This is a genomic window from Mycobacterium sp. E2238 (assembly GCF_001672665.1).
In the GTDB taxonomy this organism is placed as follows: Bacteria; Actinomycetota; Actinomycetes; order Mycobacteriales; family Mycobacteriaceae; genus Mycobacterium.
Genome location: NZ_LZKF01000046.1, coordinates 42,019 through 57,372, shown reverse-complemented (window position 1 = coordinate 57,372; position 15,354 = coordinate 42,019). Strand labels below are relative to the sequence as shown.

The window sequence follows — 15,354 nt, the reverse complement described above, 5'->3', positions numbered from 1 at the left end:
CAGCGCGTCGACGACAGCGCCCTGGTCGCCGGCGTCAACAACCGCGTCCAGCTCGCGGAGCTGGGCGCCGAACTCAACCGCCGGATCGTCGCCGCCCACCAGATGGCCGGGGTGACCGTCATCGACCCGGCGACCAGGGCGCTGTCGTCGACGCGCTGGGCGTGGACGGCCTGCCCATCGCCGCGCAGGATCGAGATGACGTCGGTCAGGTAGAGCTCCTGCTGGGCGTTGTTGGAGCTCAGCCGGCTCAGCGCGTCGACGACAGCGCCCTGGTCGCCGGCGTCAACAACCGCGTCCAGCTCGCGGAGCTGGGCGCCGAACTCAACCGCCGGATCGTCGCCGCCCACCAGATGGCCGGGGTGACCGTCATCGACCCGGCGACCACCTGGATCGACGTCGACGTCACGATCGGCCGCGACACCGTCATCCACCCCGGCACGCAGCTACTGGGCCGCACCCAGCTCGGCGGCCACTGCGTCGTCGGCCCGGACACCACGCTCACCGACGTCACCGTCGGCGACGGCGCATCGGTGGTGCGCACCCACGCCACGTCGTCGGCCATCGGCGCCGGCGCCACGGTCGGTCCCTTCACCTACCTGCGGCCCGGAACGGTGTTGGGCGACGACGGCAAGCTCGGCGCGTTCGTCGAGACCAAGAACTCGACCATCGGCGCCGGCACGAAAGTTCCGCACCTGACCTACGTCGGCGACGCCGACATCGGCGAGCACAGCAACATCGGAGCGTCCAGCGTGTTCGTCAACTACGACGGCACGTCCAAGGCCCGCACCACCATCGGCTCGCACGTGCGCACCGGGTCCGACACCATGTTCGTCGCCCCGGTGACGGTCGGCGACGGGGCGTACACCGGCGCCGGGACCGTGGTGCGCGAGGACATCCCGCCGGGCGCGCTGGCGGTGTCCGCCGGACCGCAACGCAACATCGAGGGCTGGGTGCAGCGCAAACGGCCGGGCAGCGCGGCGGCGGAAGCGGCCGCGAAGGCGGCGAAGGCCGACCACGAGACATCCGGGCCCGAATAGACATCGTGACTTTGGTATCTGGTAACCCGGCCACATTTCCGTACCATTCGCTACGTACGATTGGCCATCCACTTCTGATCCGAACGGCGAGGGCAGCGCGTTGAGCCACGACTGGACCGACAACCGCAAAAACCTGATGCTCTTCTCCGGCCGTGCGCACCCGGAGTTGGCCGAGCAGGTGGCAAAAGAGCTCGACGTCCACGTCACCGCTCAGACGGCGCGGGAGTTCGCCAACGGCGAGATCTTCGTCCGGTTCCACGAGTCGGTCCGCGGGTGCGACGCGTTCGTCCTGCAGTCGGCCCCCGCGCCGGTGAACGACTGGCTGATGGAACAGCTGATCATGATCGACGCGCTCAAACGGGGCAGCGCCAAGCGGATCACCGCCGTCATGCCGTTCTACCCCTACGCCCGCCAGGACAAGAAGCATCGCGGCCGCGAACCGATCTCGGCGCGACTGGTCGCCGACCTGCTCAAGACGGCCGGTGCCGACCGGATCGTGACCGTGGACCTGCACACCGACCAGATCCAGGGCTTCTTCGACGGGCCGGTCGACCACATGCGCGGGCAGAACCTGCTCACCGGCTACATCCGGGACAACTACCCGGACGGAAACATGGTGGTCGTCTCCCCCGACTCCGGCCGCGTGCGCATCGCCGAGAAGTGGGCCGACGCGCTGGGCGGCGTCCCGCTCGCCTTCATCCACAAGACCCGGGATCCGCGGGTGCCCAACCAGGTGGTGTCCAACCGCGTCGTCGGCGAGGTGCAGGGCAGGACCTGCGTGCTGATCGACGACATGATCGATACCGGCGGCACCATTGCCGGCGCTGTGCAGCTGCTTCGCGACGACGGCGCCGCCGACGTCATCATCGCCGCCACCCACGGCGTGCTGTCCGACCCGGCCGCCGAGCGGCTCGCGGCGTCGGGCGCCCGCGAGGTGATCGTCACCAACACGCTGCCGATCGGCGAGGAGAAGCGCTTCCCCCAGCTCACCGTCCTGTCCATCGCGCCGCTGTTGGCCAGCACCATTCGCGCCGTCTTCGAAAACGGCTCCGTCACGGGGCTATTCGACGGGGACGCCTAGATGGCCGATACCGTCATCTACCACAACCCGAAGTGCAGCACGTCCCGCAAGACGCTGGACTTGTTGCGCGACAGCGGGTTTGAGCCGACGGTCGTCGAATACCTGAAGAACCCCCCGTCCCGCGACGAACTGATCAACATGATCAACGACGCCGGGATCGACGTGCGCACCGCGGTGCGCAAGCGGGAAGCGCTGTACGCCGAACTGGGTCTGGCCGACGCCACCGACGAGCAGCTGCTCGACGCGATGGCCGAACACCCGATCCTGATCGAGCGGCCGTTCGTCGTCACACCGAAGGGCACCCGGCTGGCTCGGCCGGTCGACACGGTCCGCGAGATTCTGTGAGACGTGCCTGCGCGGCCGCCGCAATTGCGGTGACGCTGCCCGCGGTGGCGTGCGGCCCGAAAACGCCCGACTATCAATCGATCTGGTCCACGACGCCGACAACTACGACGACCACGACACGGGTCGCCAAGCCCGTGCCGCTGTCGCAATATCTGCAGAACATCGGTGTGACCGGCGAGCAGGTCGCGCCGGGCAACCTGCCCGACCTGACGGTGTCGATACCGACACCCCCGGGCTGGTCGGTCGCGAACAATCCGCACATCTCCCCGAAGACGCTGATGATCTCCAAGGGCGGCAAGTATCCGACCGCCAGACTCGTGGTGTTCGTACTGCACGGCGACTTCGACGCCGCACAAGTGATCCAGCACGGCAACGACGACGCCCAATTGTTCCAAGACTTCAAGCAGCTGGACGCCTCGACGACGCCCTACAACGGCTTCCCTTCGTCGATGATTCAGGGCAGCTACGACTTGGATGGCACCCGGCTACACAGCTTCAACCGGATCGTCATCGCCACCGGTTCCCCGCCCGCCAAGCAGCGATACCTGGTTCAGCTGACCATCACCGGCCTGGCCAACGAGGCGGTCGCGCAGTCGACCGACATCGAGGCGATCATGCGAGGATTCGTCGTCGCGGCGAAGTGATTGGCCAGTGCGCGCCACTTCCGTCACATGAATCACTGCGTGTAGGACTGCGCGTTTTGCCCGCCTCCGAGCGACAACTGGACTAGCTGGACTCGCGAAGTGATCCCGAGTTTGGCGTAGACGTGGGTGAGATGGGTTTGAACCGTACGCGGTGAGATGAACAGGCGGGCCCCGATGTCCTTGTTGCCCAAGCCTTCCCGGACCAGACGCACCACGTCCTGCTCCGTCGGGGTCAGCGATCCCCACCCGCTGGCCGGGCGCTTACGCTCGCCGCGCCCGCGCTGTGCGTAGGCGATCGCCTCATCGGTGGACATGTCGGCGCCTTCGGCCCAATTGGTGTCGAAGTCGCTGTTCGGCAGCGCTTCTCGCGCCTTCGCCAGCACGGCCTGGTAGCCGGATTCGTACATCGGGCGGCGAACCTCACCCGTCCGCCGCCGCATGCCATCCGCCGCGCCCAGCACGCGAGCCGCGTGCGCGTGTTTGCCGGCGTCTACCGCCAGGCACGCCAGGCATTCCAGCGTGTCGGGCACCCGAAGGTATCCCTGGACGCGGGCGGCGACCGCCAGGGCGTCGTGCGCGTCACGCTCCGCTTCGTCCGGTTCGCCCTGTGCCAGCGCGATGTAGGCGCGCGCCGTCAGTGCCACCACCTGCTGGTAGCCCGGCACGATGGTGACGTTCTCGTCGGCCCATCGGCGGGCGACGTCCAGGTGGCCGCAGGCAAGTGCGGCCTCGGCGATCGGGTTGACGCTTCTGGTGAACACCTCCCGCGAGGGACTGGTGCGCTGCCATGCCGTCTCACAAAACCGCAGCGCCTCGTCCGCATCGCCGTCGGTCAGCACGGCGTCGGCGAGCATCGCGTACACCGTGTCTTCGGACGACCCGCCCATCGCCTCGGCGGCCACCAGGGCGGACTCGGCGGCGGATCGCGCGGCGGCGGCGCGACCCAGGCGACTGAGCACAACGCTGTGGACCGTGTGGCCATAGGTTTTCATTACTACCTCGCCCGCCGCCTCCGCCTCCTGCGCCAAAGTCCTCCCCACCTCCTTGGCCTCGGCGAGATGCCCCTGCATCATCAGCGCGATACCGAGCCAGGTTCGACAATTGCGAGAGAAGAACTTGTCACCCAGCGTGTCGGCGAGAGCACGCCCCCTTTCGGCGGCCGCGCGCGCCTCGACTGGTCGCCCTGCGAAGGCACCCACCGTCGCCTGGTGGCTGTAGATCTGGCAAAGGCTCCACAAATCACCGGCGGCGCCGGCGAGGTCGATCGCCTCCGCGAAGTAGGGCTGCGCCACCTCCGAGCTGTAAACGGTGCTCATGCCGCAACCGATCAGCGCCCGGGTGACCAGCGTCGGATCGTCGAGCTGTCGTGCTATTCCAAGCGCGTCCTCAGCGGGCCCCAACTCCGTGGGGATTCCGATCCACGCCGCGAGGACCTGTCGCTCGACCACTGCACCCGCTCGCACTGCCGGAGCGATCCCGGAATGACCTGCCTCGTTGAGAATCGAGTCCAGTCCGGCTATGCCCTCCAGGGTGCGCCCGCCTCGCAGCCACAGCGGTCGGAGTAATGAGATAAGCCTCAGCCCGCTCTCCAGGTCGGAATTCTCGCGGCACCAGGTGAAGGCGGCCCGCAGATTGTCGACTTCCGTTTCTCCCCAATGCAACAGCAGCTCATCGCGGGAATGGCCCTCTGACGCCAGTTCCGCGGCCTTCGCGGTGTAGTAGTCGCGGTGGCGGGTCCGCACCTCGTCAGACTCACCGGACTCACCGAGTTTTTCCTGCGCATATTGACGAACCGTCTCCAACAACCGGTAGCGCATCCCGGCTCCGGTCTCCTCGGCGACCACCAGAGATTTGTCGACCAACAGGCTCAACTGGTCCAACAATTGGTAGCTCTCGACCTCGCTGCCGGCACCGACGGCTTGGGCGGCGTGCAGGTCGAAGTCGCCCGCAAATGCGGCCAAGCGGCGGAACAAAATTCGTTCGGGTTCGGTGAGCAGCGCATGCGACCAATCCACCGAGGCCCGCAGCGTCTGCTGGCGGCGCACCGCGGTGCGGGCGCCCCCGGTGAGGAGCCGGAACCGGTCATGCAGGCTGTCGAGGATCTGCTGTAACGACAGCGCCCGAACCCGTGCGGCGGCAAGCTCGATCGCCAACGGCATGCCATCCAACCGCCGGCAGATTTCTTCGACCGGCGCCCGATTATCTTCTCCCACAATGAAGTCGGGTCGCGAGCGCCGAGCGCGGTCGGCGAACAACTCGATCGCTTCGTCAGCCAAGCTCAAGGACGGTACCCGCCAACCGAATTCGCCCGGCACGCCGAGCGGTTCGCGGCTGGTGGCCAGGATGGTCAGCTGCGGGCACGCCTTGAGCAATTCCTCGGTCAGCGACACGCACGCGTCGATCAGGTGCTCGCAGTTATCCAGTAACAGCAACACGTTCCGCCGACCGAAGAACCGCACCAATAGTTCCGTGGTAGAACGCCCCTGCTGATCGGGAAGCCCGAGCGCACGCGCGACGGCGACCGGCACCACGGCGGGAATCGTGATCGGCGCGAGGTCGACGTACCACTGCCCGTCGGGGAAGCGGTCGCTGAGATCGGAAGCGATCTCGATGGCAAGCCGCGTCTTGCCCACGCCGCCCGCCCCGGTCAGGCTCACCATGCGGTTGTCCGCGACGATGTGTCGCAACTGCTCGATTTCTTGTTCGCGCCCAATGAAACTCGTCAATTGGGTCGGAAGATTATGCGCGGCAACCGCATTGCCCACTCGCAGCGGCGGAAATTCGTTGACCAGGTCGGGATGGCACAGCTGCACGACGCGCTCCGGGCGCGGCAGATCGCGCAGCGGGTAGCTACCCAGGTCGGCGAGCCACACGCCGTCGGGCAGCCGGTCCACCACCATGGCTTCGGTCGCGCCCGACAACACCGTCTGCCCACCATGCGCGAGATCGCGTAGCCGGGCCGTGCGGTTGATGGTGGGTCCCGCGTAGTTGGCGTCGTCGCGCAACTGGATCTCGCCGGTGTGTATCCCGATCCGCAGCCGAATGGGCGCCAGCGGGGCGCACTGCACGGCAAGCGCGCACGCCACCGCGTCGGACGCGCGGGCGAAGGCGGCCACGAAGCTGTCCCCCTCGCCCTGCTCGAGTGGGCGAACACCGTCGTGCGCGTCGACGGCGTCGTTGACGGTCTTGTTCAGCCGGGTCAGCGCAGCGGTCATTTCCTCAGCCCGGGTTTCCCAGAGCCCGGTCGAGCCCTCGACATCGGCCAGCAGCAACGTCACCGTGCCTGTCGGCAGCAACTCGCTCACGCCCAACTCGTTCCAGTTCAGCGACGGCATCTCCGCGTGTTGGCTCATGGTAGCCAGCTTCGCGGGCTCCCAGCACGCAAACATCGGCCACAGCGCGTAGATCTTCCCCGAAAGCGCCGCCGAAACCTACGCGGTCGACCGCGCACATTTACGCGCTGCGGCGGATGGTCTTTGTCGCCCGCCCCCCGATAGTCGACTCAACGCCGAGTGAGGAGACCGCTATGACCACCGTCCAAACCAGTGAGTGCCCGAGCGTGTTCGACGCCGGGGTGCCTTTCTTCTCCTATGACCACCTCACCGATCCCGACGAGGCGCACCACGCCATCGCCGCCGCCCGCGAACAGTCCCCGATCGCCATGGGGCCGCGGGGGCCGGAGGTGCTGAGCTACGAACTGGCCCACCAGGTACTGCGGGACCCCCGCTTCATCACGGCCCACGGCCTCGGGCTCGACCTGCAAGGCGTCACCTCCGGCCCGTTGTGGGACAGGGCGACCGCCAACATCCTCGGACTCGACGGTGCCCAGCACCACCGGCTGCGCCGGCTGGTATCCAAGGCGTTCGCGCCGCGTGGTGCCGAGCGGCTGCGTTCGCTGATCGTCGAGGTGATCAACGGATTGGTCGATCCGCTGACCGAGGCCGGGCATTGCGACGTGGTGTCCGACATCTCCCGCCGCTACCCCACCCCGATCATCTGCGCCCTGCTCGGCGCGCCGCCCGAGGACTGGCAGCTGTTCTCCGACTGGACCGACGACATCAAGAAGCTCTTCGACTGGAACGTCGCCGAGGACGCCCCGGCGATCCTGGCCGCCTGGGACCAGCTCGACGCCTACCTCGAAGACCTGATCGCCCGCCGGCGCGCATCACTGACCGACGACCTCGTCTCCGACCTCATTCGCGCCGAGGAGGACGGCGACCGGCTCACCCATGACGAGTTGCTCATGTTGTGCGCCACGCTGCTGGGAGCCGGCACCGACACCACGCGCAACCAGCTCGCGGCGGCGGTGCAAGCGCTCTGCGCGCACCCCGACCAATGGGCGTTGCTCGCCCGGCGTCCTGAGCTGGCGGCCAACGCGGTCCACGAGCTGATGCGTTACTGGCCAATCATTTTCGGCACCATCCGGCGGGCCGCCGAAGATGTCGACCTGGCCGGCGTTCGCGTTCCCGCGGGCACGCTCGTGCTGGCCAACACCGCCGCGGCCAACCGTGACCCCAGTGTCTACGACCGCCCGGACCGCCTCGACATCACCCGCGAGGGCGCCGCGCCCATGCTCACCTTCGGCGGTGGCGTGCACTACTGCCTCGGCGCCCACCTGGCGCGCTTGGAGCTGACCGAGGCGCTTCGCGTCATCACCCAGCGCATGCCCAATGCCCGCGCGGCCGGCCCCGCGCAGTGGAGGGCCATCATCGGCATCACCGGGCCCACCACGGTGCCGCTGGAGTTCGACACCGGGCACTGAGGGAGTCCTATTAGGCTCGTCAGGCATGACCAACTGGACCGCCGCAGACCTGCCGTCGTTCGCCGGGCGCAGCGTGATCGTCACCGGGGCCAACAGCGGACTGGGCGCGGTGACCGCCCGCGAGCTGGCGCGGCGAGGCGCGACGCTCGTCATGGCCGTCCGCGACGTTCGCAAGGGCGAGAAGGCCGCGCTGCAGATCAGGGGCTCACATACCGGCCCGGTCGAGGTGCGCCCACTCGACTTGCAGAATCTGTCGTCGGTGCGGGAGTTCGCCGACGGGGTGGACAAGGCCGACGTGCTGATCAACAACGCCGGCATCATGGCCGCCCCGTACGCCCGGACCATCGACGGGTTCGAGAGCCAGATCGGCACCAACCACCTCGGTCACTTCGCGCTGACCAACCTGCTGCTGCCCAAGCTCACCGACCGGGTGGTCACGGTGTCGTCGATGGCGCACTGGGCGGGACGGATCAGCCTCGACGACCTGAACTGGGAGCGGCGGCGATACTCACCCTGGCTGGCCTACAGCCAGTCCAAGCTCGCCAACCTGCTGTTCACCAGCGAGCTGCAGCGACGCCTGGATGCGGCCGGTTCCACGCTGCGCGCGCTGGCCGCCCATCCCGGCTACTCGCACACCAACCTGCAGGGCGCATCCGGCCGGAAGCTCGGCGACGCGCTGATGTCGGCCGTCACCCGCGTGGTGGCCACCGACGCCGACTTCGGCGCCCGGCAAACGCTCTACGCCGCCTCGCAGGACCTGCCGGGCGACACGTTCGTCGGGCCGCGGTTCGGCCAGACCGGCCGCACTCAATCGGTCGGACGTAGCCGCCGGGCGCAGGACCCGGCGATGGCGGCGGCGCTGTGGGAGCTGTCCGAGCAGCTCACCGGCACCAAATTTCCGCTCTGAGGTGCGGATGCGCTAACCTGACCGGGCGTCACGGCGAGGGTGGCTGGCCAGCCAGCACCGTTATCGACGGAGACCGACGAACTGTCGCGACCCCGGCCGTGCCCCGACACTCAGGCATTGAGCACACAGGAGCGACACGATGGCCAAGTCCGCAGGCAACCAACTCACCGCCACGGTGCGAACCGAGACCGGCAAGGGCGCGTCCCGCCGAGCCCGCCGCGAAGGCAAGATTCCCGCCGTCCTCTACGGCCACGGCAGCGACCCGCAGCACCTCGAGCTGCCCGGTCACGACTTCGCCGCCGTGCTGCGCCACGCGGGCACCAATGCGGTGCTGACCCTGGACATCGACGGCAAGGAACAGCTGGCGCTGACCAAGGCGCTCGACATCCACCCGATCCGCCGCACCATCCAGCACGCCGACCTGCTGGTCGTGCGCCGCGGGGAGAAGGTCGTGGTCGAGGTCCGGGTCGTCATCGAGGGCGACGCCGTTCCCGGCACCCTGGTCACTCAGGACACCAACACCATCGAGATCGAGGCCGACGCGCTCTCGATCCCCGAGCAGCTGACGGTGTCCGTCGAGGACGCCGAGCCGGGCACCCAGTTCACCGCCGGGCAGATCGCACTGCCGAAGGGCGTCAACCTGATCTCCGACCCGGAGATGCTGGTGGTGAACGTGGTGACCGCGCCGACCGCCGAGGACCTCGAGGAAGAGGGCGCGGGCGAGGTCGCCGAGGCCGAAGCAGCCCCCGCGGAAGCGGAGGCCGGCGAGGCCACAGATTCCGGGGCCCCCGCGGACGAGTCCGAGTAGGCGGACCGCAACGTGGCCGAGCCGTTGCTGGTGGTCGGCCTGGGCAATCCCGGAGACAACTACGCCCGCACCCGGCACAACCTCGGGTTCATGGTCGCCGACCTGCTCGCCGAACGGCTGGGCTCGAAGTTCAAGGTGCACAAGCGTTCCGGCGCCGAGGTGGTCAGCGGCCGGCTGGCGGGGCGCTCGGTGTTGGTGGCCAAGCCGCGCTGCTACATGAACGAGTCCGGCCGCCAGGTCGGGCCGTTGGCGAAGTTCTACTCGGTGACCCCGGCCGACATCATCGTCGTCCACGACGACCTCGACCTCGACTTCGGCCGCATCCGGCTCAAGATCGGCGGCGGCGAGGGCGGCCATAACGGGCTGCGCTCGGTCGCGTCCGCGCTGGGCACCAAGGAGTTTCAGCGGGTCCGCATCGGGATCGGCCGGCCGCCGGGGCGCAAAGACCCGGCGGCTTTCGTGTTGGAGAACTTCACCGCCGCCGAGCGCGGCGAGGTCCCGACCATTTGCGAGCAGGCCGCGGACGCCACCGAGTTGCTCATCCAGGTGGGACTGGAGCCGGCGCAGAACCAGGTCCACGCCTGGTAACCGCCGCGGCTTAGGTGACCAGGGTGGCGGAGTGGGACCGGCGCAGCTTGCCCGACGGTGTCTTCGGGATGGTGCCCGGCCCGAGCACCACGACGTTGCGGGGCCGCATGTCGACCTCGGCCACCACTTCGCGGGCGACCTGGTGCTCGATGCGGCGCACCTCGGCGGGGTCCTGCCAGGCGTTGGACTCGACGGCGACGGCGAACGTTTCGCGTGAGTGGCCGGCGTCCAGGCGCACCGCGACGGCGCAGCCGGGCCGCACCCCCTCGACGCGGCAGGCGGCCCGCTCGATGTCGGTGGGGTAGATGTTGCGGCCCGCCATGATGATGACGTCCTTGACGCGGCCGCAGACCACGACGTGCCCGTCCTCGGTCAGGTAGCCGAGGTCACCGGTGTCATACCAGCCGTTCTCGTCCTGCGCCGGGATGAAACCGCCCATGGTCAGGTAGCCGGGCGTCAGCGACTCCCCGCGCAGCTCGATGACGCCGACGCCGCGCGGCGGCATCACGTCGCCGTTCTCGTCGATGATGCGCGCCTCGAGGTCTTGCAGGAGCGGGCCCAGGGTCGCCAGCCTGCGGGTGTTGCCCTTGGTGGCGGGCACGGCACGGCGCAGGGCGGCCAGCAGGTCGGCGTCGACCTCGTCGACGACCAGACCGGCGTTGCACTCCGAAAACGACACGGCCAGCGTCGTCTCGGCCATGCCGTAGGCCGGCAGGATCGCCGACGGCCGCAGGCCGAACGGCTTGCCGGCGTCGAGCAGGTCCTCCACGTCGGCCGGTTCCACGGGCTCGGCACCCGAGAGCGCGAAACGCAGGGTGGACAGGTCGAAATCGCCGGGCTTGGCGTTGCGCCGCAATCGCTTGGCCAGCAGGGCGTAGGCGAAGTTGGGCGCCGCGGTCATGGTGCCCTTGTACTTGTCGATCAGCTTGGCCCACAGCAACGTGTCACGCAGGAAGTCCATCGGCGTGACCTTGACCAGCTCCGCGCCGAAGTACATCGGGATGGTCAGGAAGCCGACCATGCCCATGTCGTGGAAGCAGGGCAGCCAGCTCACCATGACATCCCTGTCGACGTCATACTCGGCGCCGATGAACATCGCCTCGGCGTTGGAGTAGATGTTGCGATGGGTGATCTGGACGGCTTTGGGAGAACCGGTGGAGCCACTCGTCAACTGCATCAGCGCGAGGTCGTCCTCGCCGACCTCGACGGGGTCGATCGGCTCCGACGCCAGCAGGTCGGCGACGGTGAGGACCTTGATCCCCTTCTCCTCCAGCACGGGGATGGCCACCAGGAACGGCTCGGAAACGATGACGGCCTTGGCCTCGATCATGCCGATGACGGTCATGGTGTCTTCGGCCCACACGGCCAGGTCGGTGCGCGGCGTGGGCTGGTGCAGCATCGTCAGGCTGGCCCCGCGCATCCAGAGGCCCTGCGCCGTCGGGGCGATCTCCACCGGGAAGCCGGCCAGGACACCGACCGCGTCGCCCAGGCCGATCCCGGCGGCGGCCAGGCCGCCCGCGATGCGACTGGCGCGCTCGTGGACCTCGCCCCAGGTGTGCCGGACCGGCTCGTGCGGTTCACCGGTGACCATGCCCGTCGTCGCGTTACGGGCATTGCGGTACATCTTCTCGGTAAACCTGCTCACGCAAACCTCCTCGGTTCCGGCGCTTGGCCCAACGCCCGGGATTTCATATTCCGCCCACTGGGTAACGCTTCGGAACAGGCGCGCAAACACAGTCGGGCGGCGGTTAGGTCTCGAATCGGCGATGAGTCGGCTACCTGCCGTTCGGCCGGCCGATGAGCGGGAAGCGGGCCCGAGAACCGCCGGTGGGCCCGAAGCATCAGTCGCCCGCCGGAGACCCCGGCGGACGACAGAAATGTGTGATCTTGCTCAGCGCGACTCGTCACCGCGCATATCTTAAACTCCTCTTAGGGAACAGCCCAAACGAATGCGGTTTTTGGGGTGCTTTTCACACTTCGGTGGGCGTCGGCACCACACGCGCCCCCGCCACCGGCCCGGTCGCTACCCGTACCGTCCGGCAGACACCCGCCCCGGACACCTGGGCGCCGACGTCGACCGCCGAGGCGGCCGAGGGGCACAAGAAGGCGCATGTCGGGCCCGAGCCGGACACGATGCCCGCCAGCGCACCGGCCTCGACCCCGGCTCGCAGGGTTCGGCGCAGCTTCGGATTCAGGCTCACGGCGGCCGCCTGCATCTCGTTGCCCAGCAGCGACGCCAGCTGTTCCGGGTCGCCCGCGGCCAAAGCCGCCAGCACCGGGCCCGGGCCGGCGAGCCGCGGCGGGTCCCCCGCTTCGCGGAGCCGGTCCAGCTCGACGAACACCGCCGGCGTCAGCAACTCACCGTCGGCGAACGCCAACACCCAGTGGAAGGTGTTGCGCGACAACACAGTGGCCAACTCCTCGCCGCGGCCGGTGCCCAGTGCGGTGCCGCCGTGCAGGGCGAAGGGCACGTCGCTACCCAGGCGTGCGGCGAGCATGCGCAGGTCGCGCCGGGGCACGTTGAGCTCCCACAGCGAGTTCATGGCGACCAGCACCGCGGCCGCGTCGGCGCTGCCGCCGGCCATCCCGCCGGCCACCGGGATGGATTTGTCGATCATGATCGAGACGTCGGGCGCCCGGCCGACGTGTTCGGCCATCAGTTCGGCGGCCTGCCAGGCGAGGTTGCGTTCGTCGGTGGGCAGCGTGTCGGCGCCCTCGCCGACGAGCTCGAGCGACAGCACGTCGGCGTTGCGGACCGTCACCTCGTCGAGCAGTGAGACGGCCTGAAAAACGGTGGTGAGCTCGTGATAGCCGTCCTCCCGGCGATCGCCGACCGCCAGGTAGAGGTTGACCTTTCCGGGCACCCGAACGGTGACCGACCCGGTGGGCACCCACTGGGCGGCGGTATTGCCGTCAGATGCGGACACCGCAGCAGACTATCGCTGCCGCCGGTCAACTACACGCAGCGGCGCCCCGAAGGAACCACAGTCAGCTCGGGGAAGGCTGCTGTTCGGCCGCGGGCGGCCCGGAGGTGACGGTGGTGTCGGCCGATCGCCGCAACAGCCGCACAAAGTCCTCAATGGACAGCGTCTCACCGCGACGGGACGGGTCGATGCTGGCGGCCAACAGCCGGTTCGCCGACTCGTTGCCCGAGCCGGCCCACTCCGCGAACGCGTTGCGAGCCGTCTTGCGCCGCTGCGCGAACGCGATGTCCACCAGCTGGAATACCTGACGCCGGAAGGCTTCGTCGGTGGGCCAGCGCGGGGCGGCATGGCGGTCGATGCGAACCAGCCCGGAATAGACGCGCGGGATCGGCCAGAAGACCGTCGGCGACACCATGCCGCACCGCCGAACCGCGCCGAAGAACCGGACCTTCACGCTCGGGACGCCGTACTCCTTGCCGCCCGGTTCGGCGGCCAGCCGTTCGGCCACCTCCGCTTGCACCATGACGGTCACGGTCTGAATGGACGGGAATTCGGCGAGCAGATGCAAAATCGCGGGCACCGCGACGTTGTAAGGGAGGTTGGCGACGACCGCGTTGGGCTGGGCGGCCAGCTCGTCATGCCGAAGGGTCAGGACGTCGCGGTTGAGCACGGTGAGCCGGTTGATCTCGCTGCGCGAATGCTCGGCGACGGTTTGCGGCAACCGCTCGGCCAGCACCGGGTCTATCTCGACGGCCGTGACGATGGCGCCGCGGTCGAGCAGGGCCAGCGTGAGTGAGCCCAGTCCGGGGCCCACCTCGAGGACGTGGTCGGAACGGCCTATCCCGGAAGTCGCGACGATCCGGCGGACCGTGTTGGCGTCGTGAACGAAGTTCTGCCCGAGCGATTTCCGTGGCCGAAGGTCAAGTTCTTTGGCAAGCCGCCTGATCTCGGTGCGACCGAGCAGCCGGATGGTCAGTTGGCACCAGCTCTTCCGCTGCACACCGGCCAGGCGCCCCAACCCTGACGCTCTCGGGTGACCTCGGCGATCGCGATCTGTTCTTCGCGGGTGGCCAGGTCGGCGCGCGAAGCGAATCGCAGCCCACCGTTGCGCTCCCACGTGCCCTGGTCGAACTGGACGCCACCGTAGTAGCCGTTGCCGGTGTTGATCGCCCAGTTCCCGCCGGCCTCGCAGCCCGCGATCGCGTCCCAGATGGATCCGTTGGTGACCGGTGGCACATCGGTGCCGGGCCGCGTACCCACCCGCACCACGGCCTCACGGGCCGGCGTGATCACGGTATTGGCGATCGGCAACCGGCCGGTCTCGACCCCGTTGACCGTGGCCACCGCGAACGTGACGTCCTGGGTGCCCGGGGCTCCCGGGTCTTCGACCACCTGGCGGCTCATGTTCATGTCTGGGTCCTCGACCCGACGGGCATTGGGCGGCAACGGCATCCGCTCGGTGACCCGCTGGATCCGGTTACGCGTCACCTGGATCTCCATGCCGTCGACGATGGGCGAAGCCGCGTTGGGTACCGCCTGATCGCCCTCGAGGAGGGGCGCGCCGGCGGCGCTGAGCAGCCCCCCGACGTTCGGTGCCGGCAGGTGGACCGTGCGGGTCGCGCCGGCGTCGTTGATGCGAACCGTCTTCGCGCTGACGACGGGCAGCGCCATCCCGGCCAGCGGGACCCGGCTACCGCGGGAGGCCGCGGCGGGGGCCGTGTCGGTCATGGCGAGTTGGGCCAGCGCCTCGTCGACGGTCGACGCCGTCGTCCACACCTGCTTGGTGTCGTGGCCGTCCAGCGAGATCTGCAGCGGCCGGCTGCGGCGGAGCACGATGTTGGCGGCGTCGTGCACCTTGACGTCTCCGGCGGGGTACAGGTCGTCGCGCTCGTCGACGGCGAAGCCGTTCTCCTGGACGATGTCGATGACCCGCGCCTTCATGGTCGTCACCCGCATCGCGATGCCGTCGACGGTCAGCGTCACGGTCTTAACCGCGGAGACCGCGTACCCACCGGCGAACGCCAGAACTACTAACAGTCCTCCGACAACAAGCCGCAACATCGGAGATGGGGTCTGATGAAGTTTTGTTAATACAGTCAACGCGCGTCTATCCCGACCACAGCAAGCACTCCAACGACCTAATCAGCACCAAGCGACAAATAAGGGCCCGTAGGCCCCACCCTTTCGATCACAAGACGGTAACGAACCGGCCAATGTTGAGCAACTCCGGCGCGAGTTTGTTTACGGAATCGCCAGGT

At 68.5% G+C, this 15,354-nt stretch carries 12 protein-coding genes and 2 pseudogenes; 9 read left to right on the top strand and 5 right to left on the bottom strand.

Going from position 1 to position 15,354, the window contains the following annotated elements; genetic code table 11:
- The 5 genes and pseudogenes from A5711_RS27420 to A5711_RS03785 all read left to right on the top strand — a co-directional run.
- Window positions 1-120: pseudogene (locus A5711_RS27420) on the top strand (hypothetical protein); the annotation flags it as partial.
- A gap of 125 nt (window positions 121-245) precedes the next feature.
- Window positions 246-1,037: pseudogene (locus A5711_RS03800) on the top strand (DapH/DapD/GlmU-related protein); the annotation flags it as partial.
- 100 nt (window positions 1,038-1,137) lie between these two features.
- Entirely contained in the window at window positions 1,138-2,118 is a 981-nt protein-coding gene (locus A5711_RS03795; protein ID WP_066957338.1) for a ribose-phosphate diphosphokinase, read from the top strand.
- The gene (arsC, locus tag A5711_RS03790) at window positions 2,119-2,463 is read left to right on the top strand and encodes an arsenate reductase (glutaredoxin) (RefSeq protein ID WP_067944183.1); all 345 of its coding nucleotides are present in this window, start codon (window positions 2,119-2,121) and stop codon (window positions 2,461-2,463) included. It abuts the gene before it with no gap.
- A complete protein-coding gene (locus tag A5711_RS03785) occupies window positions 2,460-3,107 on the top strand; it encodes an LpqN/LpqT family lipoprotein (RefSeq protein WP_067944181.1) in 648 nt (215 codons plus the stop codon). Before arsC ends, A5711_RS03785 begins: the two co-directional genes overlap by 4 nt.
- Before the next feature lie 32 nt (window positions 3,108-3,139).
- Here the strand turns inward: A5711_RS03785 and A5711_RS03780 are convergent, their stop codons facing one another.
- Entirely contained in the window at window positions 3,140-6,460 is a 3,321-nt protein-coding gene (locus A5711_RS03780) for a LuxR C-terminal-related transcriptional regulator (protein ID WP_067944193.1), read from the bottom strand.
- A 173-nt stretch (window positions 6,461-6,633) separates the two neighbouring features.
- On the opposite strand from A5711_RS03780, the gene A5711_RS03775 reads away from it, so the two are divergent.
- From A5711_RS03775 to pth, 4 genes are all read left to right on the top strand, one after another.
- On the top strand, window positions 6,634-7,869 hold the full coding sequence (locus A5711_RS03775) for a cytochrome P450 (protein WP_067944179.1): 1,236 nt from the start codon (window positions 6,634-6,636) through the stop codon (window positions 7,867-7,869).
- 25 nt (window positions 7,870-7,894) lie between these two features.
- The gene (locus tag A5711_RS03770) at window positions 7,895-8,776 is read left to right on the top strand and encodes an oxidoreductase (protein WP_067944177.1); all 882 of its coding nucleotides are present in this window, start codon (window positions 7,895-7,897) and stop codon (window positions 8,774-8,776) included.
- Window positions 8,777-8,915: 139 nt separating this feature from the next.
- Window positions 8,916-9,584 carry a 50S ribosomal protein L25/general stress protein Ctc gene (locus A5711_RS03765; RefSeq protein WP_067944175.1) on the top strand — a complete coding sequence of 223 codons (669 nt, stop codon included), beginning with the start codon at window positions 8,916-8,918 and terminating at the stop codon, window positions 9,582-9,584.
- A 12-nt stretch (window positions 9,585-9,596) separates the two neighbouring features.
- Window positions 9,597-10,172 (top strand): aminoacyl-tRNA hydrolase, encoded by a 576-nt coding sequence (gene pth, locus A5711_RS03760; protein WP_067944172.1) that lies wholly within the window; start codon window positions 9,597-9,599, stop codon window positions 10,170-10,172.
- Window positions 10,173-10,182: 10 nt separating this feature from the next.
- Here the strand turns inward: pth and A5711_RS03755 are convergent, their stop codons facing one another.
- The 4 genes from A5711_RS03755 to A5711_RS03740 all read right to left on the bottom strand — a co-directional run bounded on the left by A5711_RS03755 (window position 10,183) and on the right by A5711_RS03740 (window position 15,196).
- The gene (locus A5711_RS03755; RefSeq protein ID WP_067944170.1) at window positions 10,183-11,817 is read right to left on the bottom strand and encodes a fatty acyl-AMP ligase; all 1,635 of its coding nucleotides are present in this window, start codon (window positions 11,815-11,817) and stop codon (window positions 10,183-10,185) included.
- A 325-nt stretch (window positions 11,818-12,142) separates the two neighbouring features.
- Window positions 12,143-13,099, bottom strand: a complete 957-nt coding sequence (locus tag A5711_RS03750) for a 4-(cytidine 5'-diphospho)-2-C-methyl-D-erythritol kinase (protein WP_067944168.1) — start codon at window positions 13,097-13,099, stop codon at window positions 12,143-12,145.
- Window positions 13,100-13,160: 61 nt separating this feature from the next.
- Complete coding sequence (rsmA, locus tag A5711_RS03745) at window positions 13,161-14,105, bottom strand: 16S rRNA (adenine(1518)-N(6)/adenine(1519)-N(6))-dimethyltransferase RsmA (RefSeq protein WP_067944192.1); 945 nt, start codon at window positions 14,103-14,105, stop codon at window positions 13,161-13,163.
- Window positions 14,069-15,196, bottom strand: coding sequence for a resuscitation-promoting factor (locus tag A5711_RS03740; RefSeq protein ID WP_197500945.1), 1,128 nt, complete (start codon window positions 15,194-15,196; stop codon window positions 14,069-14,071). The genes rsmA and A5711_RS03740 overlap by 37 nt, the downstream gene beginning before the upstream one ends.
- Window positions 15,197-15,354 lie beyond the last annotated feature (158 nt).

Coding starts and splice junctions, on each gene's coding strand:
- A5711_RS03770 (WP_067944177.1), top strand. CDS start 7,895: ATGACCAACTGGACCGCCGCAGACCTGCCGTCGTTCGCCGGGCGCAGC.
- A5711_RS03765 (WP_067944175.1), top strand. CDS start 8,916: ATGGCCAAGTCCGCAGGCAACCAACTCACCGCCACGGTGCGAACCGAG.
- A5711_RS03780 (WP_067944193.1), bottom strand. CDS start 6,460: ATGAGCCAACACGCGGAGATGCCGTCGCTGAACTGGAACGAGTTGGGC.
- arsC (WP_067944183.1), top strand. CDS start 2,119: ATGGCCGATACCGTCATCTACCACAACCCGAAGTGCAGCACGTCCCGC.
- A5711_RS03775 (WP_067944179.1), top strand. CDS start 6,634: ATGACCACCGTCCAAACCAGTGAGTGCCCGAGCGTGTTCGACGCCGGG.